This is a genomic window from Luteococcus sp. H91, from assembly GCF_038433135.1.
Classification (GTDB): Bacteria; Actinomycetota; Actinomycetes; order Propionibacteriales; family Propionibacteriaceae; genus Luteococcus.
In genome coordinates this window covers 44439-65651 of record NZ_JBCDMV010000015.1, presented here as the reverse complement: position 1 = coordinate 65651, position 21213 = coordinate 44439, and the positions used below count along the sequence as shown (strand labels likewise).

25 protein-coding genes are annotated in these 21213 nt (G+C 66.1%); 8 read left to right on the top strand and 17 right to left on the bottom strand.

Translation table 11 applies throughout. The annotated features are described in order from the left end of the window. Positions 1–183: 183 nt before the first annotated feature. Positions 184–297: a 50S ribosomal protein L36 gene (gene rpmJ / locus AAEX57_RS09160; protein ID WP_002514836.1), complete on the bottom strand. Its 114-nt coding sequence runs from the start codon at positions 295–297 to the stop codon at positions 184–186. A 106-nt stretch (positions 298–403) separates the two neighbouring features. After that, the gene (gene infA / locus AAEX57_RS09155; protein ID WP_094763903.1) at positions 404–625 is read right to left on the bottom strand and encodes a translation initiation factor IF-1; all 222 of its coding nucleotides are present in this window, start codon (positions 623–625) and stop codon (positions 404–406) included. Between the two features lie 134 nt (positions 626–759). Here infA and AAEX57_RS09150 point away from each other — a divergent pair, with 134 nt between their 5' ends. Then, a complete protein-coding gene (locus tag AAEX57_RS09150) occupies positions 760–1047 on the top strand; it encodes a YciI family protein (protein WP_342092031.1) in 288 nt (95 codons plus the stop codon). Between the two features lie 98 nt (positions 1048–1145). Here AAEX57_RS09150 and AAEX57_RS09145 read toward each other — a convergent pair whose 3' ends face one another. After that, complete coding sequence (locus tag AAEX57_RS09145; RefSeq protein WP_342092030.1) at positions 1146–1514, bottom strand: DUF1707 SHOCT-like domain-containing protein; 369 nt, start codon at positions 1512–1514, stop codon at positions 1146–1148. 16 nt (positions 1515–1530) lie between these two features. Further along, positions 1531–3639, bottom strand: coding sequence for a prolyl oligopeptidase family serine peptidase (locus tag AAEX57_RS09140; RefSeq protein ID WP_342092029.1), 2109 nt, complete (start codon positions 3637–3639; stop codon positions 1531–1533). 326 nt (positions 3640–3965) lie between these two features. Between AAEX57_RS09140 and AAEX57_RS09135 the strand changes: the two genes are divergently transcribed. Then, positions 3966–5042: an NAD(P)H-dependent glycerol-3-phosphate dehydrogenase gene (locus AAEX57_RS09135; RefSeq protein ID WP_342092028.1), complete on the top strand. Its 1077-nt coding sequence runs from the start codon at positions 3966–3968 to the stop codon at positions 5040–5042. 123 nt (positions 5043–5165) lie between these two features. Here AAEX57_RS09135 and AAEX57_RS09130 read toward each other — a convergent pair whose 3' ends face one another. Then, the gene (locus AAEX57_RS09130; RefSeq protein WP_342092027.1) at positions 5166–6872 is read right to left on the bottom strand and encodes a formate--tetrahydrofolate ligase; all 1707 of its coding nucleotides are present in this window, start codon (positions 6870–6872) and stop codon (positions 5166–5168) included. Between the two features lie 308 nt (positions 6873–7180). On the opposite strand from AAEX57_RS09130, the gene AAEX57_RS09125 reads away from it, so the two are divergent. Then, a complete protein-coding gene (locus AAEX57_RS09125) occupies positions 7181–8197 on the top strand; it encodes a CapA family protein (protein ID WP_342092043.1) in 1017 nt (338 codons plus the stop codon). Positions 8198–8206: 9 nt separating this feature from the next. Here AAEX57_RS09125 and map read toward each other — a convergent pair whose 3' ends face one another. The 3 genes from map to secY are packed head-to-tail and all read right to left on the bottom strand — an operon-like array spanning position 8207 to position 10934. Next, on the bottom strand, positions 8207–9046 hold the full coding sequence (gene map / locus AAEX57_RS09120; RefSeq protein ID WP_342092026.1) for a type I methionyl aminopeptidase: 840 nt from the start codon (positions 9044–9046) through the stop codon (positions 8207–8209). Next, complete coding sequence (locus tag AAEX57_RS09115) at positions 9046–9621, bottom strand: adenylate kinase (protein ID WP_342092025.1); 576 nt, start codon at positions 9619–9621, stop codon at positions 9046–9048. The genes map and AAEX57_RS09115 overlap by 1 nt, the downstream gene beginning before the upstream one ends. Then, on the bottom strand, positions 9618–10934 hold the full coding sequence (gene secY, locus AAEX57_RS09110; protein ID WP_342092024.1) for a preprotein translocase subunit SecY: 1317 nt from the start codon (positions 10932–10934) through the stop codon (positions 9618–9620). Before secY ends, AAEX57_RS09115 begins: the two co-directional genes overlap by 4 nt. A gap of 338 nt (positions 10935–11272) precedes the next feature. On the opposite strand from secY, the gene AAEX57_RS09105 reads away from it, so the two are divergent. The 5 genes from AAEX57_RS09105 (at position 11273) to AAEX57_RS09085 (ending at position 16963) form a co-directional block, all read left to right on the top strand. Then, positions 11273–12907, top strand: a complete 1635-nt coding sequence (locus AAEX57_RS09105; RefSeq protein ID WP_342092023.1) for a peptide ABC transporter substrate-binding protein — start codon at positions 11273–11275, stop codon at positions 12905–12907. A gap of 97 nt (positions 12908–13004) precedes the next feature. Then, entirely contained in the window at positions 13005–13934 is a 930-nt protein-coding gene (locus AAEX57_RS09100) for an ABC transporter permease (RefSeq protein WP_342092022.1), read from the top strand. Further along, positions 13927–14889 (top strand): ABC transporter permease, encoded by a 963-nt coding sequence (locus AAEX57_RS09095; RefSeq protein WP_342092021.1) that lies wholly within the window; start codon positions 13927–13929, stop codon positions 14887–14889. Before AAEX57_RS09100 ends, AAEX57_RS09095 begins: the two co-directional genes overlap by 8 nt. Positions 14890–14997: 108 nt before the next feature. Further along, entirely contained in the window at positions 14998–15951 is a 954-nt protein-coding gene (locus AAEX57_RS09090) for an ABC transporter ATP-binding protein (RefSeq protein ID WP_342092042.1), read from the top strand. Then, a complete protein-coding gene (locus AAEX57_RS09085; protein ID WP_342092020.1) occupies positions 15944–16963 on the top strand; it encodes an ABC transporter ATP-binding protein in 1020 nt (339 codons plus the stop codon). Before AAEX57_RS09090 ends, AAEX57_RS09085 begins: the two co-directional genes overlap by 8 nt. 201 nt (positions 16964–17164) lie before the next feature. On the opposite strand, the gene rplO is transcribed toward AAEX57_RS09085, so the two are convergent. The 9 genes from rplO to rplX all read right to left on the bottom strand — a co-directional run bounded on the left by rplO (position 17165) and on the right by rplX (position 21213). Further along, positions 17165–17605 carry a 50S ribosomal protein L15 gene (gene rplO / locus AAEX57_RS09080; RefSeq protein ID WP_342092019.1) on the bottom strand — a complete coding sequence of 147 codons (441 nt, stop codon included), beginning with the start codon at positions 17603–17605 and terminating at the stop codon, positions 17165–17167. Between the two features lies 1 nt (position 17606). Beyond that, entirely contained in the window at positions 17607–17789 is a 183-nt protein-coding gene (rpmD, locus tag AAEX57_RS09075) for a 50S ribosomal protein L30 (protein ID WP_342092018.1), read from the bottom strand. Continuing rightward, entirely contained in the window at positions 17789–18400 is a 612-nt protein-coding gene (rpsE, locus tag AAEX57_RS09070) for a 30S ribosomal protein S5 (RefSeq protein WP_342092017.1), read from the bottom strand. Before rpsE ends, rpmD begins: the two co-directional genes overlap by 1 nt. Before the next feature lie 23 nt (positions 18401–18423). After that, entirely contained in the window at positions 18424–18807 is a 384-nt protein-coding gene (gene rplR / locus AAEX57_RS09065) for a 50S ribosomal protein L18 (RefSeq protein ID WP_342092041.1), read from the bottom strand. Positions 18808–18809: 2 nt separating this feature from the next. After that, positions 18810–19352: a 50S ribosomal protein L6 gene (gene rplF / locus AAEX57_RS09060; protein ID WP_342092016.1), complete on the bottom strand. Its 543-nt coding sequence runs from the start codon at positions 19350–19352 to the stop codon at positions 18810–18812. Positions 19353–19380: 28 nt separating this feature from the next. Beyond that, entirely contained in the window at positions 19381–19788 is a 408-nt protein-coding gene (gene rpsH, locus AAEX57_RS09055; protein ID WP_342092015.1) for a 30S ribosomal protein S8, read from the bottom strand. 191 nt (positions 19789–19979) lie between these two features. Continuing rightward, the gene (locus AAEX57_RS09050) at positions 19980–20165 is read right to left on the bottom strand and encodes a type Z 30S ribosomal protein S14 (RefSeq protein ID WP_094763878.1); all 186 of its coding nucleotides are present in this window, start codon (positions 20163–20165) and stop codon (positions 19980–19982) included. Between the two features lie 11 nt (positions 20166–20176). After that, positions 20177–20842 (bottom strand): 50S ribosomal protein L5, encoded by a 666-nt coding sequence (gene rplE / locus AAEX57_RS09045; RefSeq protein WP_342092014.1) that lies wholly within the window; start codon positions 20840–20842, stop codon positions 20177–20179. Continuing rightward, on the bottom strand, positions 20842–21213 hold the full coding sequence (gene rplX, locus AAEX57_RS09040; RefSeq protein ID WP_342092013.1) for a 50S ribosomal protein L24: 372 nt from the start codon (positions 21211–21213) through the stop codon (positions 20842–20844). Before rplX ends, rplE begins: the two co-directional genes overlap by 1 nt.

Genomic DNA, 21213 nt, shown 5'->3' with positions numbered 1-21213 from the left:
GGGCCCTGGCCTTCGCCCAGGGGTGCGACCGGTATTCATCTCCGGCCTTGCGTTCACGTTGTTGATTTGTCTGGCAGGTGGTTCATCGCCGTGGCGATGGGTGACCTTGCACCTGCGATGTTCTGCGAGTCACCGCCCATTGCCCGTCGAGCGCCTGCTCTCGGGGCGGCATTGCCTGGCTGGTCAGCCCTGGCGCTGCTTGTGGCGCGGGTTGTCGCAGATCACCATCACGCGACCGTGCCGGCGAATCACCTTGCACTTGTCGCAGATCTTCTTGACGCTCGGCTGAACCTTCATTCGAGAGTCTCTTTCGGATCATCGAATCCCGGTCTCACTGCGCGCAGCGATGCCCGGGTTTCTGTGGTGGATGTGTCTGCTGGGACGGAAAACCCGTCCCGACGGATCACTTGTGGCGGTAGACGATGCGTCCGCGAGTCAGGTCATAGGGGGACAGCTCGACGACGACGCGGTCCGACGGCAGGATGCGAATGTAGTGCTGACGCATCTTGCCGCTGATCGTGGCGAGCACCTTGTGACCGTTCACCAGCTCCACGCGAAACATCGCGTTGGGCAGGGACTCGACCACGGTTCCCTCAAGCTCGAGGGCTCCCTCTTTCTTTGCCATGAACTCTCAATCTCTTCGATTGCTCCCCCATCCGGGTGGATGCGGGCACGAACGATCGCCTGGACACAGGTGACCGACACACAACTCTACGCCAGCGCATGATGGCCAGCCAAATCGGGCGCTAGGCTGCCCGCATGGCCTACTTCAGCGTTGTGTACACCTATGGTCCCGACATTGCCGTCCAGGACGAGAACCGCCCCCGCCACCGCGCCTTCCTCGGCTCACTGGCCGAGGCCGGCCAGCTGGTGGCCTCCGGCCCACTGCTCGACACCTCACCCGGCCGAGCACTGCTGGTGATGCAGGGCACCTCCGCCGACGAGATCCGCGAGCTGCTCAGCCAGGATCCCTTCCAGCAGCTCGGCCAGGTGGCCGACGTGCTCATCGACGAGTGGAATCCGGTGATCGGGGTCTTCGCGAAGTGACCACCTGAGCCCGCCCCTCGACGGCTCGGGAAGCGTGGTCACCACTCGCGGAACCCGACCACGATGGCCGAGCCAGTCGGGGCCGCTGCGATCAGGCCTCAGAGCAGGATGGCCAGCACCAGGATCAGCAGCAGCCCGAGCCCGCCCAGCGCCATCCCGATCTTGAGCGCGGTCTGCTGGTTCATCCCGGCCGGGGCCAGCTCGCCGGGTGCGGTGCTGGTGTTCTGCCGGACCATCGCCGGGTCGTCGTAGGTCTGCTTCGCGGGCAGGTGCTCGACGACGGGCACCAGCTCACCGAGGGTCTGCGCGCCGTAGAGCCGGTCCAGCAGATCGCGGTAGGTGTCGCCGTCGATGCTGCCGGAAGTGAAGGCGTCATTCAGCCGCTTGGTGAGGTCCTCCCGCTCCGCCTCGTCGACGGAACGGGCGCTCTGGCTGCGGTACTTCGAGGAGATCGGCAGGTTGCTCACGGCTCCACCCTAACGTTCATTGCTCACTCCCCGGGCCCGCCGAGGGCACCAGACCGGTGTGCTGCGCCGCGAAGGCCAGCAGGTCGGCGCACTCGGCGGCCAGCACCGTGGGCGGCTTGCTGGCCAGACCGTGCCCCGTGGCCGGCTCGATCCGGGCGACGACAGGCTCCTCGCCCACCTGGGCGGCCTGCAGCGCGGCAGTGAACTTGTAGGAGTGGGCGGGCACCACCCGGTCGTCGTGGTCGCTGGTCAGCACCAGGGTTGCCGGGTAGCGGGTGCCGGGCGTGATGTTGTGCAGCGGCGACCAGCCAAGGATCCGTTCGAAGTCCTGCTTCTCGTCGGGATTGCCATAGTCGCTGACCCAGGCCTTGCCGATGGTGAACTTGTGGAATCGCAGCGCATCCAGCACCCCGACGTGCGGCAGGGCGACGGCGAACAGGTCCGGCCGCTGGGTGATCGCGGCGCCGACCAGCAGGCCGCCATTGCTCTTGCCGTGGATCGCCAGTTGCGCCGGCGTGGTGACGCCGTCGGCCACCAGCTGTTCGGCCACGGCGATCACGTCGTCGAAGACGTGCTGCTTGTTGGCCTTGATCCCGTCCTCGTACCAATCGCGGCCGAATTCGCCGCCGCCGCGCAGGTTGGCGATCACCAGCACTCCCCCGGCGGCCAGCCAGCCTGGCCAGGTGGCGCGGTGGTTGGCCAGCACCGGACTGTCGAAGCCGCCATAGCCGTAGAGCATCGTGGGCCGGGCCTCCGCCAGGTCCACTGCCTCGGGGACGATCAGGAAGTAGGGCACCTGGGTGCCGTCCGCGCTGGTGGTACGACAACGCTCGGTGCGATACCGCGGCGCCTGCCAATCGGTCTGCGGCCCCGGGAGCTGGGTCACCACGCCGGTCGCGGCGTCGAGCCGCCAGGAGTCCACCGCTTCGGTCAGGGTGCTGAGTCCCAGGAAGACCTCGTCGCTGGTGGCGCGGGCGTGGATCTGGTCCAACACCCCGTCGGGAAGCTCCACGCGGCCCAGCATCGCCCCCGGGTTCTCGGCATCACCCAAGGACCAGCGGCGCAACACCGTCTGGGCATCCTCCAGGGTCTGCACCAGCAGGTTCTCTGCGGCCAAGGCCGCCACATCGATCACGGCGGCCCCCTCGGCCACCACCTCGCGCAGCGTCCACTCGTCCTGGCGCAGCGCCACCACCCGGCCCTGCGGCGCGTCGTCGTCGGTGTGGAAGAGCAGTTCGCCGTCGTGGGTGCCCAGGTAGTGCCAGGCAGCGCGGGCCTTGTCGATCAGCTCGACCGGTTCGGCATCCACCACGCTACGGCCTGCCTGCTCCCGGACGGGGTAGAGCCAGATCCGGTTGGATCGTTCGGTGCCGGTGGCCAGGTGCGCCACCAGCCAGCGGTCGTCGTCGCTGAGCTCCGGCCAGGGCAGCACCTGCGGGTCCAGCTCGAAATCGGCAAAGGTGACGTCCTGCGACGGGTCGTCGCCGATTCGGTGCACCATGAGCCGGCAGCCCGGCAGGGCCCGCGTCTCGGTGCCCTCGGCCCGACCGGCGCCGGGAAAGGCCTTGTAGACATAGGATTGCCCGTCGGGCAGCCAGAGCGCTTGGCTGAACTTGGTGATGGTCTCGACGTCGTCAACAGCGGTGCCGTCGGGGGCGATGATGCTGATCCGGGTCCAGTCCGAGCCGGCGTCGCTGCGTCCGACGGCGATCAGGCTGGCCTGCGGGTTGACGGTGATGAAGGCCAGCGAGGAGCTGCCGTCGGCACTCCACAGGTTGGGGTCCACCAGCGGCCGGCCGCCCGCCTGCAACTCCTCGAGGCTGTCGGCGACGTGCAGCACCGGCTGGTTGCGTACCCCGTCGTGCCGTTCCTGGAAGTAGAGCCCCTTGGAGCACCACGGGGTGGACCAGCGCGGCCGCGAGGTGACCTTCGCCATCACGTCGTCAAAGAAGGCCCGGTGGGGCAGCGCCGACAACTGTTGCGCCGCGAAGGCGCGCTGCTCGGCCACCCAGGCCCGGGTGCGTTCGGAGTCGACGTCCTCCAGCCAGCGGTAGGGATCGGCAATCCGGTGCCCATGGAGGTCCTCGACGAGGTCGTCGGTGGCGGTGACTGGGTGATTCGTCATGTCTTCCACCATAGGCGCTGGGCGCTCGGGCCATGCCGCACCCACAAGCTGCAATTCTGGCGGGAAGATCGCAGTCCTGCACGTTCAACAATCCTTGGGATCCGCCAGGCCCGCCAGAATTGCAGCCCCCGCCGGTACCGCACCGCCGAGGACGCAATAGACCGGAGAAATTCACGCAACCGGTGCGAAGTCGGCGTCATCCGCCTGTCACGCGCGGGCAGCAACGACTAGCGTGGAATCCGTAAGGACCCGTTGGGCGCTGGCGCCCAGCCCCGGCACCGATCGGTCGGTCGTCGGGATTCCGTCCGCTTCGAAAGGAACTCCCCATGGCGACACTCGTCGTGCTCGGCTCGGGCATCATGGCCACCGCGTTGGCCACCCCCTTCACTGACAACGGCCACACGGTCCGTCTGGTTGGCACCCACCTGGACCGCGAGATCATCGAATCCATCCAGCAGACTGGCATCCACCCCAATCTGGGGCTGAAGGTGCCCGAGGGCACCGAGGCCTACCAGCTAGAGGACGCCGCCAAGGCCTTCGACGGCGTCGACCTGGTGATGAGCGGCGTGAACTCCTTCGGCGTCGAGTGGGCCGGTGAGCAGCTGGCCGGACTGCTGCGCCCCGGTATGCACGTGATGGCACTGGCCAAGGGCCTGCGCGCCGACGACGAGGGCAATTTCGAGATCCTGCCGAATGTCCTGGCCAATCAGGTTCCCGAGGAACTGCGCAAGCAGGTCACCTGGTCGGCGATCGCCGGCCCCTCGATCGCGGGCGAGGTGGCCGTGCACCGGCACACCTGCGTCACCTTCACCGGTGACGACATGAAGACCCTGGAGATGTGGCGCGAACTCTTCGAGACCGACTACTACCACGTCTGGCTGAACACCGATTTCAAGGGCATCGAGCTGATGGCCGCCACCAAGAACTGCTATGCCTTCGGAGCCGGCTTCATGCACGGCACGCTGCAGAAGCTGCAGTCCGAGGACGCGGTCGAGTCCCCCTACGTGAACTACAACTACGGGGCCGCGATCTTCGGTCAGGCCTCCATCGAGATGCAGGAGTGGCTGCAGCTGCTCGGCTGCGATCCGCAGACCGTGATGGGCATCGCCGGCATCGGTGACTGCTTCGTCACCAGCATGGGCGGGCGCAATGTGAAGGTCGGAACCCTGGTGGGCACTGGCCTGACCTTCAGCGAGGCCAAGGCCAAGATGCCCGGCGTCACCCTGGAGGGTGCCACCTGCATCGTCGTCGTCGGCCAGGCGCTCAAGGCGCTGACCGAGCGCGGCGTCGTGCCGCCGGAGCAGTTCCCGCTGCTGCGCCACCTGTACGAGGTGGTCGGCGAGGACAAGGCGGTCGACGTGCCGTGGAAGAAGTTCTTCGGTTCCGACGGCGCCGGTCGCTGACTTCCTGAGGACTCCTCGACAGGCTCGGGGCCGTGGCTCACGCAACCACGATGGCCGAGCCCGTCGAGGCCTCACTTCACAGACCCCTGGACAGGCTCGGGGAGCGTGGCTGGCTTCGAGCCGTCAGAACAGACCCACCACCTGGCCGTGCTCGTCGATGTCGATCCGCTCCGCCGCGGGGTGCTTGCCCAGACCGGGCATGGTGCGCATCTCGCCACAGATCGCATAGACATAACCCGCTCCGGCGGCCAGCCGGACCTCGCGTACCGGGAGCGTCCAGCCCGTCGGCGCGCCGCGGAGCTTGGGATCGTGCGAGATCGACAGGTGGGTCTTGGCGATCACCACCGGGAAGTGGCCGTACCCCAGCTCCTCGAAGTGCGCCAGCTCCTTCCTGGCGGCGGGCAGCACCTCCACCCCGTCGGCCCCATAGACCCGGGTGGCCACCTTGGTGATCTTGTCGGTCAGCGAATCGGTCGACTCGTAGGTGTAGCGGAAGTCGGTCTGGTCCTGGCAGGCCTCCTCCAGCACCCGGGCCAGCTCAACGGCGCCGGCGCCGCCGTCGACGACGTGGGTGGACGCGGCCACCCGGGCACCCGCCTGCTCGGCGATCTCCCGGATCACAGCAATCTCGTCCTCGTGGTCGGTGGGGAAGACATTGATCGCCACCACCGGCGCGACGCCGAAGCCGCGGACGATCTCGATGTGCTTGCGCAGGTTGTCCGCGCCGGCCCGGACGTCGTCGGGATTGTCGGCCAGCATCTCGGGCGGCAGCGGCTTGCCCGCGATGACGGTGAACCGACCGGAATGGGTCTTGAGCGCGCGCACCGTGGTGACCAGCACCGCCGCGTCGGGGCGCAGCCCGGAGACCCGACACTTGACGTTGAAGAAGCGCTCCGCGCCCATGTCGGCTCCGAAGCCGGCCTCGGTCAGCAGGTAGTCGGCGGCCTTGATCCCGATCTGGTCGGCGATCACCGACGAATTGCCGGTGGCGATGTTGCCGAAGGGCCCGGCGTGGATCAGCACCGGGGTGTTCTCCGTGGTCTGCATCAGGTTGGGCTTGATTGCGTCGCGCATGATCACGGTCATCGCACCGGCCGCCTTCAGGTCTTCGGCGGTCACCGGCTTGCCGTCGACGGTGTAACCCACCACGATCCGGCCCAGCCGCTCCCGCAGATCCCGCAGGCTGGTGGCCAGGGCCAGGCAGACGCCCACCTCGCTGGCCGCGGTGATGTCGAAGCCGGCCTGCCGGGGAACCCCGTCCAGCCGGGCGCCCAGCCCCACGATCACATTGCGCAGCGAGCGGTCGTTCATGTCGATCACCCGACGCCAGCTGATCGAGTGCGGATCGATCCCCAGCTCGTTGCCGTGGTACAGGTGGTTGTCGATCATCGCCGCCAGCAGGTCGTGCGCGGTGGTGATCGCGTGGAAATCACCGGTGAGGTGCAGGTTCAGCGTCTCCATCGGCAGCACCTGCGAGTAGCCGCCACCGGCGGCCCCGCCCTTCACTCCGAAGGTGGGGCCCAGCGACGGCTGGCGCAGCGCCAGCATCGAGCGGCGCCCCAGCTTGGCCAGGCCCTGGGCCAGACCGACGGCGGTGGTGGTCTTGCCCTCCCCCAGTGGCGTCGGCGTCAACGCGGTGATCACCACATACTTCGCATCGGGGTTGGGGGCAAGGTCAACGATGGCCTGCAGGCCGATCTTCGCCACGCTGCTGCCGTACGGCTCCACCCGGCTGGCGTCGATTCCGGCGCGAGCGGCAACCTCGTCGATCGGGTCCAGCTTCGCGGCGCGAGCGATCTGCAGATCTGTCGGCAAAGTTGATTTCGTCACGAAGTCAGTCAACACCAAGAAACCTCATGGCGCACCAGGACTTTGGCCGAATATTCGCGAAGAGGCGACGGGCAAGGCACTGAGTTCAGCAGTCTCGCGCCACCCCGAATAGGTCATCTGACCTCTTTGCTCGATAAGAGTATTACGTGCCCCGTACCCTGTCCTCACGAGTCAGCCCGACCCTTGGCCTCATCCTGGCGCTGACGGCCTGCAGCCACTCGGGCGGTGCCAGTGCCCCTGCGCGACCCGTGTCCAGCCCGACTCCCGCCAGCGCATCGTCAGTTCCCCCCAGGACAGCCACGGTGGTGATGAATGGCGATCTGCTGTGGCACAACACGCTCTGGTTCGGGGCCAGGGAGGACGCGGCCCGGGCCGGCCAGCAGGGACCCGACGCGATGGATTTCGCGCCCACGCTCGCTGCGATGAGACCGCTCGTCGCGGCCGCAGACCTGGCCATCTGCCACAACGAGGTACCAGTGGCCAAGGCCGGTGGCCCCTATCACTCCTACCCAGCCTTCTCTGCCCCGCCGCAAACGCTGCGCGCCGTGAAGGACCTGGGCTATGACCTGTGCACGACAGCCTCCAACCACAGTCTGGACCAGGGCTTCGAGGGCCTGCGCACTACCCTCGACCAGATGGACGCGGTGGGACTGAAGCATGTCGGGACCGCCCGCAGCCAGCAGGAGGCGGACACACCGGTGATCTTCACCACCTCCGACGGCGTCCGGATTGCCGTGGTCGAAGGCGCCTACGGCACCAATGGAATCCCGGTGCCGAAGGATCGGCCATGGGCGTGGTCCGGCATCGACGCCGACTCGCTGCTGAAACGCGCCCAGGTCGCGCGGCGGGCGGGCGCACACATCGTGCTGGTAGGGGTGCACGGCGGCGACGAGTACCAGACCCGCCCCAATCCTCAGCAGGTGGCGCTGGCCAAGAAGCTCACCGCCTCGGACGACGTCGATCTGGTCTACGGCCATCACGTGCACGTCGTTCAGCCGATCACCCGGGTGAACGGCAAGTGGGTGGCCTATGGGCTGGGAAACCTGGTGGCCCAGCACCTCACCTCGGTCCCCCGCGGCTATGAGGGCATCACCACCCGGTTCACCTTCACCGAGCAGCCCGACGGGCGGTTCACCGTCAGCCACGCTGAATACCACCCCACCCTGACCACGCACGCCACCTCCGGTTCCCCGGCCCGGGTGCTACTGGTGAACGAGCAGCTGGCCTCGGGAAGGGGTGACCGCGAGCGGCTGGCCCAGGCCCGGGAACGGACCACGGCGGCGGTCAACCTGCTCGGCCACAATCGCGGCCTACGCCAGCGGTGAGCGGGACCGTCAGTCGGCCAGCGGACCGAAGGGCAAGCCGCGGGCCGTCAGCTCCGCCTCGCCGCCGTCCAGCTCGGTGAGCACCCACAGGCCGTGCTTGGTGACCGTCACGGTGTTCTCCCAGTGGGAGGCCCAGCTGCCGTCGTGGGTGACCACGGTCCATTCGTCGTCCAGGGTGACGGCGTCCTCGCTGCCGGTGGTGACCATCGGTTCGATAGCCAGCACCAGACCCTCCACCACCTTGGGCCCCCGGCCGGCCTTGCCGTAGTTGGGCACGTCCGGCGGCTGGTGCATGGCGGTGCCGATCCCGTGCCCGGTGTACTCCCGCACGATGCCATAGCCGCGCTGGTGGCCCAGGATGGAGCACTCGATGGCGTGCGAGATGTCCCCCACCCGGCCGCCGAGCCGGGCGGCGCCGATCCCGGCCCACATGGATTCCCGGGTGGCATCGCTCAACTCGCGGTGCTGCTGGCTCACATCTCCGACCAGGAAGGTGCGCGCGGCGTCGCCGTGCCAGCCGTCGATGATGGCGCCGAAGTCCACGCTCACGATGTCCCCGTCGACCAGCTTGCGCTCGCTGGGGATGCCATGCACGATCTGCTCGTCGACGGAGATGCAGGCAACCGCCGGGTAGGGCGGATAGCCCCACTCCGCGCCGTAGTTGAGGAAGTTGGAGGTGGCTCCCTGCTCGGCCAGCATCTCCCGCGCCACGGCATCGAGCTCGGCGGTGGTGACACCCACCGCCACCCGTCGGCCCAGTTCGTCCAGAACCTTGGCGACGACCAGTCCGGCGCGCCGCATCTGCTTGACCTGTTCGGGCTTCTTCAGCTCGATGCCACGGGAGAACATCAGCGGCTGGCGACCTTGTCCAGGGCGGCGAAGATCCGGGCGGCGACCTCGTCCACGCTGCCCTCGCCGTCGACGCGAACCAGCATGCCGCGCTCCTGGTAGATGGCCAGCAGGGGCGCGGTCTCCTCGGCGTAGACCTCCATCCGGCGACGAATGGTCTCCTCGTTGTCGTCGGCGCGCCCCTCGATCTCGGCGCGCTTGACCAGCCGCTGGATCAGGGTCTCCTCGTCGGTCTCCAGGCAGAGCACGCAGTCCAGGTGACGCTTGGCATCCTCCAGGATGATGTCCAACGCCTCCACCTGCTCGGTGGTGCGCGGATAGCCGTCCAGCAACCAGCCATTGCTGGCGTCCGGCTCCAGCAGCCGCTTGGCCACGACAGCGGTGGTGATCACGTCGGGCACGAATTCACCAGCGCCGATCAACTGGTCCACCCGCTGGCCCAGTGGCGTCCTGGCCGCGATGTTGGCGCGGAAGATCGCCCCAGTGGAGATGGCCGGAATGCGGTAGTGATTGGCAATCAGCTTGGCCTGGGTGCCCTTGCCGGCGCCGGGGGCGCCCATGATCAGCATTCTCACTTCAGGAATCCTTCGTAGTTGCGTTGCTGGAGCTGGCTCTCGATCTGCTTCACCGTGTCAAGAGCCACACCCACGATGATGAGGATGGAGGTTCCGCCGAAGGGGAAGTTCTGCGCCGCCCCGAGCGTCATGAACGCGATGGTGGGGATCAGCGAAATCAGGGCCAGGTACAGCGAGCCCGGCGCGGTCAGGCGCGAGAGCACGTAGGCCAGGTAGTCCTCCGTCGGCTTGCCCGCGCGGATGCCCGGGATGAAACCGCCGTACTTCTTCATGTTGTCACTGATCTCGACTGGGTCGAAGGTGATCGCGACGTAGAAATAGGTGAAGCCGATGATCAACAGGAAGAAGACCGCGTTGTAGATCGGCTGGTGGTTGCCGCCGCTGCCGGTGAAATTGGCATTGATCCAGCGCGCCGCCGGGGTGTCCTTCTGGAAGGTGGCGTACAACACCGGAAGGTAGAGCATGGAGGAGGCGAAGATCACCGGGATGACGCCGGCCTGGTTCACCTTCAGCGGGATGTAGGTGGTGGTGCCACCGAACAGTCGCTTGCCGACCATCCGCTTGGCGTACTGCACCGGAATGCGACGCTGGGCCTGCTCGACGAAGATGATGCCGGCCATCACCAGCAGGCCGATGGCGATCACCAGGCCGAAGACCAGCCAGGCGTTCGCGCCGGTGCGGGAAGTCTTGATGGACCACAGCGAGGCCGGGAACTGGGCGGCGATCTGGGTGAAGATCATGATCGACATGCCATTGCCGATGCCCCGGTCGGTGACCAGCTCGCCCATCCACATGATGATCGAGGTGCCGGCGGTCATCACCAGGATCATCACCACGATCGGGAAGATCCCCTCGTCGTAGATGATCCCCTCGCAACCGGGGAAGAGCTGCCCGTTGCGGGCCATGGTGACGAAGGCGGTGGCATTGAGCACCGCCAGCACCAGCGTCAGGTAGCGGGTGTACTGGGTGATCTTCTGCTGTCCGGAGGCGCCCTCCTTCTTCAGCGACTCCAAGCGCGGGATCACCACCGTCAACAGCTGCAGGATGATCGAGCTGGTGATGTAGGGCATGATGCCCAGCGCGAAGATCGACAATTGCAGCAGGGCGCCGCCGGAGAACAGGTTGATGATCGAGTACAGGCCGCCGCTGGCACCGGACTCGGCCAAGGTGCGGCACTCGTCGATCCGTACCACGTTCACATTCGGCGTCGGCACCGTGGAGCCCAACCGGAACACGGCCAGGATGAACAGGGTGAACAGGATCTTCTTGCGAAGGTCCGGCGACCTGAACGCGTTACCAAAGGCTGAAAGCATGAAGGAGAACTCTCTTTGATCGTTCTTCGTGGGGCACGGGTACCGTCACGAGCTCGGGGCGCCGCCCACGCACGGAGGGCAGCCGCGCCAGCCTATCAAGCAGACGTTCATTCCCAACATTCGACGGACTCCCCGGCGTGCAAAGGGCGTCCCCCAGGCACGACACGGCTTGATAACGGTTTTGTGACAGCCAGTGAACCACCATTCCCATCAGCCGCCCGGGCGTGTACTTTTTGGGCCACCTGCTCGTCCGGCTCCCATCCACCGGCAACGGCGCCACGGAATCGGCGGGCAACACTTCCACCTTCGGGGTAATCCCCTCAAACCAGGAGGCACAGATGCGAGTCTCTCGCTCCCTCGCCCTCGCCGTGACGTCCGTCGCTCTCGTGGCCAGCGGCTGCGGCGGCAATTCGGCGGGCGACAAGTCCACCGGCACCGACGCCCCCAAGGATGGCGGTTCCATCATCGTGCGTGGATGCACGCCCGAGAATCCTCTGATCGGTTCCAACACCACCGAGGTCTGCGGCGGCAATGTGCTGGACGCCGTCACCGCCAAGCTGGTTCGCTACAACAGCGACACGGCTGCCCCGGAAATGGATCTGGCCGAATCGATCGAAACCACGGACAACAAGGTTTTCACCGTGAAGTTGAAGCCGGGACGAAAGTTCAGTGACGGTAGCGCGGTCAAGGCGTCCAACTTCGTCGATGCCTGGAACTACGCCGCCTATGCCCCCAATGGCCAGCAGAATGGCTACTTCTTGGAGCCGGTGGCCGGCTTCGCCGATCTGCAGTGCCCCGACGAGCAGTGCAAGACCAAGCCCAAGACCGACAAGCTGAGCGGGTTGAAGGTGGTGGATGAGACCAGCTTCACCATCACCACCACGGAGCCGGTCTCCAACCTGCCGGTCCGGCTGGGCTATACGGCCTTCGTGCCCCAGCCCGACGCCTTCTTCACCGACCCGAAGTCTGCTGAGTTCGGCAAGATGCCGGTGGGCGCCGGTGCTTTCAAGATCACCAGCAACACCGCCACCGAGATCGTCCTGGAGAAGAATCCGGAATACACCGGTGACTACAAGGCCCACGTGGACAAGGTGACCTACCGGATCTACAACGACGCGGCCGCGGCCTACACCGAGCTCCAGGCCGATCAGCTGGACTTCACCGACATCATCCCGTCCGACCAGCTGGCCGGCGACCAGTGGAAGACCCAGCTGGGCGAGGATCGCACCACCGTTCGTGAGTCGGGTGTGCACCAGACCCTCACCTTCACCCCCGGCGACGAACAGCTCAAGAACGTCGAGATGCGCAAGGCCATCAGCCAGGCAATCGACCGCAAGACCATCACCGAAAAGGTCTTCAACGGTACCCGCCAGCCTGCGACCGGCTGGGTCTCCCCCGTCGTCGACGGCTTCAAGGACGGCGCCTGCGGCGATGTCTGCACCTTTGACAAGGACGCCGCCAAGAAGGCCTATGACGCTGCGGGTGGCTACAAGGGGGTCTTCCAGATCTCGGTGAACGGCGATGGCGGCCACAAGCTGTGGGCCGATGCCGTCTGCAACCAGCTCAAGGAGAACCTGGGCCTCAACTGCCAGGTCAACACCACTCCGGACTTCAAGACCCTGCGCACCCAGATCAAGGCGGGCGAGCTGAAGGGCACCCACCGCAGTGGCTGGAAGATGGACTACCCGTCGATCGAGAACTTCCTGACCCCGCTGTACACCAAGAACGCGGCCTCGAACGACGCGAAGTACGACAACCCGGACTTCGACAAGAAGCTGGTGGAAGCGGCCGCGGCCAAGACGCCGGAGGAGGCCAACAAGCTCTACCAGGAGGCCGAGGCGATGCTCGCCAAGGATCTGCCGGTGATCCCGCTGTGGAGCGCAGCCACCCCGGCCGCGTGGTCGACCAAGGTGACGAATGTGAAGGTGACCCCCTTCGGCACGCTGGACATGAGCGCCATCAGCGTCAAGTGACCCCAGTCGTCCTGTGATTCGCTGACCCCCACTGCAATGCGGTGGTGCCCGGGACCATCCGGGGCACCACCGCATCGCGTGGGACCAAAGGAGTTCCATGATCAAGTACGTCCTGCGGCGCCTGATCCAGATGATCCCGGTGATCCTGGGCGCCACCTTCCTGCTCTACCTCCTGGTCTTCGCGCTTCCCGGGGAGCCCTGGGAAGGACGCTGTGGTGAGCGTGACTGCACCCCCGCCTACATCGAGGCCTTCAAGTCCGAATACAACCTGGACAAGCCGCTGCTGATGCAGTACCTGCTCTACCTGGGCAAGTTGGTGCAGGGCGATCTGGGCGTGAACTTCTACCACAACACCGTTGCCTCGGAACTGGCGGTCCGCTACCCCACCACCGTGAAACTGGCCCTGATCGCGCTCGCCTTCGAGGCCGTCGTCGGGATTGCCGCCGGTGTGCTGGCGGGCATTCGCAAGGGCCGCTTCATCGACAACCTGGTCACCGTCTCCACCCTGGTGGTCATCTCCATCCCCGTCTTCGTGATCGGTGGCATGTCCCAGTTCGCCGTGCTCAAGGCCGGGTTGAACAAGACCATCCCCGTCACCGCGAGCCAGGGCACGCTACAACAGCTGATCCTGCCCGGTCTGGTCCTGGGCTCCCTGTCGGTGGCCTACGTGGCCCGGCTGACCCGCACCAATCTGGTGGAGAACCTGCGGGCGGACTACGTCCGCACCGCCAAGGCCAAGGGACTGAGCGTCTCGCGCACCATTCGCGTGCACGCCCTGCGCAACTCCCTGATTCCGGTGATCACCTTCATGGGCTACGACTTCGGGGCGCTGATGGGTGGGGCGATCGTCACGGAACGGATCTTCAACATCAACGGAATTGGCGGCTTCATCTTTCGTTCCATCAACCAGCGCGACGGCATCTCCGTCGTCGGCGCGGTCACCTGTCTGGTACTGGTCTACCTGCTGATGAACCTGATCGTGGACGTCCTGTACAGCGTGCTCGACCCGAGGATCTCCCATGACTGACCCGATGAATGTCCCCAATCCCGGCTCGGTTGGCACGGACGTCGACCTGTCCGCCCAGCCCAGCGCCGATGCGGGTCAGGAGAAGCCGCATTCCCTGTGGACCGACGCCTGGTTGGAGATGAAGCACAATCCGCTCTTCTGGGTCTCGGTGGTGCTGATCGTCCTGCTGGTCACGATGGCCCTGGTGCCCCAGCTGTTCACCCGGATAGACCCGTACAAGTGCCAGCTGCAGATCTCCCGGGAGGCCCCCAGCGCGGCCCACTGGTTCGGCACCGACCTGCAGGGCTGCGATGTCTACTCGCGCACCATCTACGGTGCCCGCTCCTCCATCCTGGTGGGTCTGTTCACCACCATTGGAACCACCCTGCTTGGCGGGCTGGTGGGCATCATCGCCGGCTATGCCGGGGGCTGGGTTGACACGCTGCTCTCCCGCATCGGCGAGGTCTTCTTCGCCATTCCGCTGCTGCTGGGCGGCATCGTGATCCTGTACTCCTTCCCGTCCACCTCCGAAACCCCCTATCTGGTGGTGGTGGCCAAGGTGGTCGCCGCGCTGGTCGTGCTCGGCTGGCCCAGCATCGCTCGGCTGATGCGCTCGTCGGTACTGCAGGTCAAACCGAACGAATATGTCCAGGCGGCCCGGGCACTGGGCGCCAGCCCCTGGCGGATCATCACCTCCCACATCCTGCCCAATGCCATGGCCGCCGTGATGGTGGTCGCCACCATCAACCTGGGCAGCTACATCGCCGTCGAGGCCACCCTGAGCTTCCTGGGCATCGGGTTGCGCCCCCCGGTGATCAGCTGGGGCATCGCGATCAGCGAGGCTTCCGGCCTGGGCTACATCCAGTCCGCGCCCTGGATGTTGGCCTTCCCGTCCATCTTCCTGTCGCTGACCGTGCTGGCATTCATCATGCTTGGTGAGGTCATCCGCGACGCCCTCGACCCGAAGCTGCGGTGACCCGTGACCTCCACAACGAAGAAGCAGACCAGCATCGGCGTCGACCGGATCGGTTTCGACTGGGATGCCCCCCTCCTGCGGGTCAACGACCTGCAGGTCGAATTCCGGATGCGTCAGGGTGTGGCGCACGCCATCAATGGCGTCACCTTCAACCTCGACCAGGGGGAGACGCTCGCCATCCTGGGGGAATCCGGTTCCGGCAAGTCCGTCACGGCCCAGGCCGTGCTGGGCATCATCGACAGCCCGCCCGGCTACGTGACCGGCGGCGAGGTGGTCTACCGCGGGGTGGACCTGCTGCAGCTGCCCGAGAAGCAGCGCCAGTGCACCCGCGGCCCGTTGTTGTCGATGATCTTCCAGGATGCGCTCAGCTCCCTCAACCCGGTCTTCCCGGTGGGCTGGCAGATTGCCGAGATGTTCCGGATCCATCGGGGCCTCAACAAGTCCGACGCCCAGGACAAGGCCATCCAGCTGATGGAAAGGGTGCAGATCCCGGCCGCCCGGGAACGAGTCAAGGCCTATCCGCACCAGTTCAGTGGTGGCATGCGCCAGCGGATCATGATCGCAATGGCCATCGCCCTGGAACCCGAGGTGCTGATCGCCGACGAGCCCACCACAGCCCTGGACGTCACGGTACAGGCCCAGATCATGGACCTGTTGAAGGAGTTGCAGGACGAGTCCGGCATGGGGCTGATCCTGATCACCCATGACCTCGGTGTGGTGGCCGACGTCGCCGACCGAATCAATGTGATGTATGCCGGTCGGATGGTGGAGACCGCTGACGTGGCTGACACCTATGCCCGCCCGGCCCACCCCTACACCCGTGGCCTGATCGACTCGATCCCCCGGCTGGACCAGAAGGGACAGACCCTGCGCGCCATTGGCGGCCTGCCGCCCAATCTGCTGGCGATCCCGGCTGGTTGTGCCTTCCACCCGAGGTGCCCGCGCGCCACGGATCGGTGCCGCACCGGCCAGGCGCCGGCCCTGCTGCCCGTGGCCGATCCCGCCGCCTCCCCCGATCGCGCCAGCGCCTGCCACTACGCCCAGGAGGTCTTCCATGGCTGACCCGGTCAGCTCCCCCATCCTGTCCGCTCGCGGCTTGAAGAAGCACTACCCGATCAAGGGCGGCATCATCCGGCACACCGTCGGGAGCGTCAAGGCCGTCGACGGCGTCGACCTCGATCTGTACCCCGGCGAGACGCTGGGCATCGTCGGTGAATCCGGCTGCGGCAAGTCCACCTTGGGCCGCCTGCTGATGCGGCTGGAGGAACCCACCGAGGGCACCCTCACCTTCCAGGGTGAGAATGTGCACGCCAAGTCCGGATCGGCGATGCGTCGGCTGCGCCGCGACATCCAGATCGTCTTCCAGGATCCCTACACGTCGCTCAACCCGCGGATGACCGTCGGCGACATCATCGGCGAACCCTTCGAGATCCACCCCGACGCCGTCGGCAAGAAGGGCCGACGCCAGCGGGTGCAGGAATTGTTGGAGCAGGTGGGTCTCAACCCGGAGCACATCAACCGCTACCCGCACCAGTTCAGCGGCGGCCAGCGCCAGCGGATCGGGATTGCGCGCGGCATTGCGCTGAACCCCAAGGTGCTGATCTGCGACGAGCCGGTCAGTGCCCTGGACGTATCCGTGCAGGCCCAGGTGGTCAACCTGCTGGAGAAGCTGCAGAGCGAACTCGGCCTGGCCTATGTCTTCATCGCGCATGACCTCGCGGTGGTACGGCACATCTCCGACCGGGTGGGCGTGATGTACCTGGGCAAGATGGTGGAGATCGGCGACGACCAGCAGATCTACGAACGCCCGACCCATCCCTACACCCAGGCGTTGCTGTCGGCCGTGCCGCTACCCGACCCGACGCTGCGCGGCAAGCGCGACCAGATCGTGCTCACCGGTGACGTGCCCAGTCCCGCCAATCCCCCGTCTGGTTGCCGCTTCCACACCCGCTGCTGGAAGGCGACGGAGAAGTGCTGCGCCGAGGAACCGCAGCTCGTGCCCGCTTCCGAGGGCGCTGGTGAACACCCGTCGGCCTGCCACTACCCGGAGCTGCGCAAGGTGGTGCCGGCCTGACGGTTGTCTGGAGGCCTCGACAGGCTCGGCCATCGCGGTCACGTCAGTGCCCGACCCAACCACGATCCCCGAGCCTGTCGAGGGGCCCTTTCGTGGCGCCACCCTACTCCACCAACGGCCACCATCCGCCCTCAAGCCCGAACACGCAGAAACGGGGCGGCACCACCGAAGTGGTACCGCCCCGCTTGTGTCAGGCGTGGATCACAGCTCCGTAGCGGAGCCACCAGCCTTCTCGATCTTCTCCTTGGCCGAGCCGGTGAACGCGTCGGCGCTCACCTGCACGGCAACCTGGATGTCGCCATTGCCCAGCACCTTCACCAGGCGGCCCTTGCGGACGGCGCCCTTGGCCACCAGGTCGTCGACGCTCACGGCGCCGCCTTCCGGGAACAGCTCGGCGATGGTGCCAACGTTGACAACCTGGTACTCGGTGCGGAACGGGTTCTTGAAGCCCTTGACCTTCGGCAGACGCATGTGCATCGGCATCTGGCCACCCTCGAAGTTCTCGGGGACGTTCTTCCGCGCGCCGGTACCCTTGGTACCGCGACCAGCAGTCTTGCCCTTGGAGCCCTCACCACGACCAACGCGGGTCTTGGCGGTCTTGGCGCCGGGGGCAGGACGCAGGTGATGAACCTTCAACGCCATGTCACTCAACCTCTTCCACAGCAACCAGGTGCTGCACGGTCTTGACCATTCCACGAATCTCGGGACGGTCCTCCTTCACGACGACATCGCCGATCCGCTTGAGGCCCAGCGTACGCAGGGTCTCGCGCTGGTTCTGCTTGCCACCGATGCTGGACTTCTTCTGGGTCACCTTCAGGCGTGCCATCAGTTGGTCACCCCTTCCTTGCGAGCCTTCAGCAGCGCGGCCGGGGCAACGTCCTCGACGGACTTGCCGCGACGCTTCGCGATCTGCTCCGGCTCCTCAAGCATCTGCAGCGCCTCAACGGTGGCGTGCACCACGTTGATGGCGTTGGGCGAGCCCAGGGACTTGGCGAGCACATCGTGCACACCGGCGCACTCCAGCACGGCGCGAGCCGAACCACCGGCGATGACACCGGTACCGGGCGAAGCCGGACGCAGCATCACGACGCCAGCGGCCTTCTCGCCCTGGACGGGGTGCGGAATGGTCCGCTGGATCAGCGGCACCTTGAAGAAATGCTTCTTGGCCTCCTCGACACCCTTGGCGATCGCCGCGGGCACCTCCTTGGCCTTTCCGTAGCCGACGCCCACGGTGCCCTCGCCGTCGCCCACCACAACCAGTGCGGTGAAGCTGAACCGGCGGCCACCCTGGACCACCTTGGCGACGCGGTTGATCGCAACCACGCGCTCCAGGTACTGCGACTTCTCTTCGGTCTGCTTGGCGTTGCCTCGACGGTCCTCACGACCCCGACGCTCGCCGCCTCCGGCACCGCCACCGCGGCGCTGAGTTTCACTCATCGTCTTTTGCCTTTCAGTCGTGATCAGAACCCGAGGCCAGCCTCGCGCGCGGCGTCAGCCAGCGCAGCGATGCGACCGTGGTACTTGTTTCCGGCGCGGTCAAAGACCACGTTCTCGACGCCAGCGGCCTTCGCGCGCTCGGCGATCAGCTCGCCGACCTTCGCAGCCTTGGCAGACTTGTCGCCGCTGGCACCACGAACGGCAGCCTCCATGGTCGAGGCCGACGCCAGGGTGTGACCCTGCACGTCGTCGATGACCTGGACGCCGATGTGGCGGGCGGAACGGGTGACGACCATGCGCGGACGCTCGGCCGAACCGTGGATCTTCTTGCGGCCACGAGCCTGACGACGCAGACGCGACGCAGTCTTCGGAGCCAGTCCCTTGCGGACTCCCAGAGAGATACCCATGGTCACTTACCAGCCTTTCCGACCTTGCGGCGAACCTGCTCGCCGGCGTAACGCACACCCTTGCCCTTGTAGGGCTCGGGCTTGCGGAGCTTGCGGATGTTGGCCGCAACCTCGCCCACAACCTGCTTGTCGATGCCCTGGACGCTGAACGCGGTGGGCTTCTCGACGGCGAAGGTGATGCCCTCGGGGGCGTCAATGATCACCGGGTGGGAGAAGCCGAGCGCGAACTCGAGCTGCTTGGGACCCTTGGCCATGACGCGGTAGCCGACGCCAACGATCTCCAGCTTCTTCTCGTAGCCCTCGGTGACACCGATGACCATGTTGTTCACCAGGGTCCGGGTCAGGCCGTGCAGGGACCGGCTCTCGCGCTCGTCGTCAGGACGAACCACCTCGAGCTGGCCTTCTTCATTCTTCGAAATCTTGATGGGCTCAGGAACGACGTGGGTCAGGGTGCCCTTGGGACCCTTCACCTCGACATTCTGGCCGTCGAGCTTGACCTCAACACCGGACGGGACGGTGATCGGGAGCTTGCCAATGCGTGACATTCAAATTCTCCTTATCAGTCTCGTCGGGTCACCAGACGTAGGCGAGCACTTCGCCGCCCACGGACTTCTCGTGTGCCTGGCTGTCAGTCAGCAGGCCCTGCGAGGTGGAGATGATGGCGATGCCCATCCCACCCAGCACCTTCGGCAGCGCAGTCGACTTGGCGTAGACGCGCAGGCCGGGCTTGCTGATGCGGCGCAGGCCAGCGATGGAACGCTTGCGGTCGTCGCCGTACTTCAGGGTGATCTTCAGGGTCTTGCCGACCTCGCCCTCGGCGGGCTCGGCAACCTCGAAGTCGGTGATGTAGCCCTCCTGCTTGAGGATCTCGGCGATGCCCACCTTGATCTTCGAATGCGGCATGGAGGTCGAGTCGTGGAACGCCTGATTGGCGTTGCGCAGACGAGTCAGCATGTCTGCGATCGGATCAGTCATTGTCATGGCTGTTTGCACTTCTTTCTCGCGACGGTTTCAGGCCCGGGTACACCCAGACATGACCTTTCGCGCTTTGTCCTGACCGGCGGCCAGGAAGTTTGTGGTGCCGGCGCCCACCACAGCGGTGAGCGCCTGCATGGTGCGCCGACGGCGGGGTCTCCCCCGCCGCCGGCGACAGGCTCAGTGAGTCCGTGAGCTCACCAGGACGACTTGGTCACGCCGGGCAGCTCGCCCTTGTGAGCCATCTCGCGCAGGCACACGCGGCACAGACCGAACTTGCGGTAGACCGACTTCGGCCGGCCGCACTTCTGGCAGCGGGTGTAGGCGCGGACGCCGAACTTGGGGGTACGCGACTGCTTGACCTTCAGGGCTGTCTTGGCCATGGTTCAGCGCCTCACTTCTTCTTCTTGTAGTACGCCGGGCCGCGACGCACCTTCTTGGCCTTGGGATCGTCAACTTCCTTGAACGGGAAGCCGAGGTGCTTCAGCAGCGCCTTGCCCTCCTCGTTGTTGGAGGCCGACGTCACGAAGGTGATGTCCATACCGCGGACGCGATCGATCTTGTCCTGGTCGATCTCCAGGAACATGACCTGCTCGTTCAGACCGAAGGTGTAGTTGCCCAGGCCGTCGAACTGGTTGCCGTTGAGGCCGCGGAAGTCGCGGATTCGGGGCAGGGCCAGGGTCAGCAGCCGGTCGGCGAATTCCCACATCCGGTCACCACGCAGCGTGACGTGGCAGCCGATGGGCTGGCCCTCACGCAGCTTGAACTGGGCGATGGACTTGCGGGCCTTGGTCACCTGCGGCTTCTGGCCGGTGATGGCGGTCAGGTCCTTGATGGCGCCATCCATGACCTTGGAGTCATTGGCGGCGTCACCGACACCCATGTTCACCACGATCTTGACCAGACCGGGGATCTGCATGGGGTTGGCGAAGCTGAACTCGCTCTGCAGCGCGGGGACGATCTCCTCGCGGTACCTCTGCTTCAGGCGAGGCAGTTCGCGGGCCACGTTCTTGTTCTCGGCGGTCTCGGTCACGACCTGCTCGGTGCTCTCGACGCTCATCAGATCTCCTCCCCGGTCTTACGGGCGATGCGCACGCTGCGCTGGGCGGCGTACTCAGAGCCGTCGGGACGACGCTTCATCACGTCGACGCGCTTGTGGCCCACGCGGGTCACCTGAGCGTCCTTGCCCGAGCCGATGACCAGCTGGACGTTGGAGACGTGGATCGGCGCCTCGGAGGCGATGATGCCGCCCTTGGTCTGCTGACCGGACTGGGTGGCCTGGTCGCGACGGTGGCGCTTGATGATGTTGACACCTTCGACGGTCACGCGCTGGCGCTCGACGTCGACGGCGATGATCTCGCCGATGGTGCCCTTGTCCTTGCCGGCGATGACCTTGACGCGGTCACCCTTCTTGACGTTCAGGGACTTCAT